Genomic DNA, 2538 nt, shown 5'->3' with positions numbered 1-2538 from the left:
ACGATTGCTTTGCTAGAAGTTGGCGAACAAGCTCAGAAAATGTATTATGCACAATCTCAAAAAGCCTCGCAAGATTTTCTGTTACAAGGAATCGATTTGGCTAATGATTGTGATTTAAAATTTAAGCTTTCTCAAAACCAGCGATTACTCGTAGAACTTTGTTTGATGCAACTAGCCTCTATCACTTTTGATGGAGAAAAAAAAAAGCTAAACAATATATAATTCCACCTACCTATTATCGGAATTCAGGATTTTCAATTACTGAGGTTAAAACTGGTAATCAAATCCCCGAAAATGTTTCAGAAGTTGCAATTGTCAATGAATCTGTAACAGCAAATCCTATTGTTGAAGAAATTCAGAAACCTATAGAAGTAGTTCAAAAACCTAAGGTAGATGAGATTGCTTCGTCCAATTCGATGACAAATGCTCCGAAAGTTTCTGCTTTGTCTATGAAAAGTATTCAGGCCAAACGAGAATTGGAAGCGCAGCTAAAACCTATAGAAAAACACCACGATGAGTTACCTACTGAGCCGTTTACAGAAACACAAATGCTCGAGCAATGGGTAAAATACGCCAATAGATTAGGAGATAAAGGATACAAAATCCTAGAATCTTTATTATTACTTGACGACCCAAAACTAGAAGGCACTACTATTATTCATGAATTGCCAAACGAAAGTTCTAAAATAGATTTTGATGGCGAAAAACACGATTTATTAGGTTACATTCGTGGTAAACTACACAATCACAATATTACAATTGAGATAAAAATAAACGAATCTATCGAAACTAAAAAAGCCTTTACTGTTCAGGAAAAATATGATCGATTGAAAGAAATGAATCCAGCATTGGAATTGCTTAGAAAAACATTTGATTTGGATTTGTAAAAAAAGGTATTAAGGTTTTGAGGTACAAAGGCACTGAGGTTTTGGATATTATCAAAAAAGCATGATTTATACTTCTATCAACCTTTGCATCTTTGTCACTCTAAACCTTAGAACCTAAATCTTCCCATAATACATTGCTTTTACAATTCCATCAGACAATCCAATTTTTGGAACATAAATTTTAGTAGCACCACTCCATTTCATTGCTTTTAGATAAATACTTAATGCTGGTATAATTACATCGGCACGGTCGGTATTCAGGGCTAATTCGGCAATGCGTTGTTCGTAAGTTAATGAATTCAAATATTGGTATTGCGTATTCAAATACATATAAGACAATGGTTTTTCTTGCAGTTTTCCTGACAATTTAAAAATCTTGTTTATGTTTCCACCAGAACCAATAAGTGTTATATTATCATATTCTTCGGTATTGGTTTTTATCCATTTTTCAATTTCTTCCCAAACAATATCGTTTACCATATTATTTAGCAAACGAACTGTTCCGTTTTTGAATGATTTTGAGACAACCATTTTTCCATCAGAAAATAAAGAAAATTCGGTGCTTCCACCACCAACATCTACATAAAGATAGGTTTGTTCGGTTCTTATAAACTGATGCAAATCGGAAGAAGCAATAATGGCTGCTTCTTTTTTTCCATCGATAATTTCAATTTTTATGTCTGCTTTTTTCTTTATAATTTCAGCTACTTCTTTTCCGTTATATGCCTCACGCATAGCAGATGTAGCGCAAGCCATATATTTTTCTACTTTATATACTTTCATTAATAATTTAAATGCTTTCATAGCATCAATCATTCTTTCAATATTTTCTTCAGTAATTTCTCCAACGGTAAATGCATCTTGACCCAAACGAATCGGAACACGAATCAATTCACTTTTATTAAATTGAGTCTCTTTACCTTTTTGCTCTACAACATTGGTTATCAAAAGTCTCATGGCATTTGATCCTATATCGATGGCGGCATATTTTTTTATTGAAATCATTCTTAATTTTAGAATTTAGATATTAGAGTTTAGATTTAAAATCTAAACTTTTTCAGCAACCACTTCAATTTTATTGCGATAATAATTATACGTTTCTAATTGGGCTCTAAATATTGGGCTATCGTCACGCATACGGTATTTATTATCTAACTTTTCTGAATGATAACGGACTTTTACGTTTCCTTGCCAACCAATGTCGAAAGTATCTATTAATTCTTTTTTAATACTTTCATCATAAATAGGACAAGTAATTTCTACTCTACTATCTAAATTTCTGGTCATAAAATCGGCAGAAGAAATATAAACTTCTGGTTCGTTATTATTACAAAAAATATAAACTCGAGAATGTTCTAAATAATTATCTACGATAGAAATAGCTTCAATATTTTCGCTCATTCCTTTTACTCCTGGTATTAAAGAACAAATTCCTCTTATTATTAATTGAATTTTAACACCTGCTCTGCTGGCTTCATATAGTTTATCTATCATTTTATTATCTGACAAACTATTCATTTTTAGTTTAATAAAAGCAGGTCTTCCTAAATTTGCATTTAGAATTTCCTTGTCTATTAATTTATTGAAACGAGTTCTTGTATAATGCGGAGAAACAATTAAATGTTTGTATCTATGAACTCTATAGTTTATT

Annotated in this window: 3 protein-coding genes and 1 pseudogene; 2 read left to right on the top strand and 2 right to left on the bottom strand. The window is 31.4% G+C overall.

Features of this window, described 5'->3' with window-relative positions:
• Both ACKVOV_RS13355 and ACKVOV_RS13350 read left to right on the top strand, forming a co-directional pair.
• Window positions 1-222 (top strand): annotated as a pseudogene (locus ACKVOV_RS13355) (DNA polymerase III subunit gamma/tau); the annotation flags it as partial.
• A 194-nt stretch (window positions 223-416) separates the two neighbouring features.
• Window positions 417-887: a DNA polymerase III subunit gamma/tau gene (locus tag ACKVOV_RS13350; RefSeq protein WP_348074693.1), complete on the top strand. Its 471-nt coding sequence runs from the start codon at window positions 417-419 to the stop codon at window positions 885-887.
• A gap of 114 nt (window positions 888-1001) precedes the next feature.
• Here the strand turns inward: ACKVOV_RS13350 and ACKVOV_RS13345 are convergent, their stop codons facing one another.
• Both ACKVOV_RS13345 and ACKVOV_RS13340 read right to left on the bottom strand, forming a co-directional pair.
• Window positions 1002-1892, bottom strand: coding sequence for a Ppx/GppA phosphatase family protein (locus ACKVOV_RS13345; RefSeq protein WP_409207256.1), 891 nt, complete (start codon window positions 1890-1892; stop codon window positions 1002-1004).
• A 42-nt stretch (window positions 1893-1934) separates the two neighbouring features.
• Window positions 1935-2538: phospholipase D-like domain-containing protein (locus ACKVOV_RS13340; protein WP_409207255.1), on the bottom strand; the 604-nt coding region annotated here is incomplete at its 5' end.

The organism is Flavobacterium sp. (genome assembly GCF_046153165.1).
Lineage (GTDB): Bacteria > Bacteroidota > Bacteroidia > Flavobacteriales > Flavobacteriaceae > Flavobacterium.
Note: the sequence above shows the minus strand (reverse complement) of the source record. Positions and strands in the feature narration are given on the sequence as shown.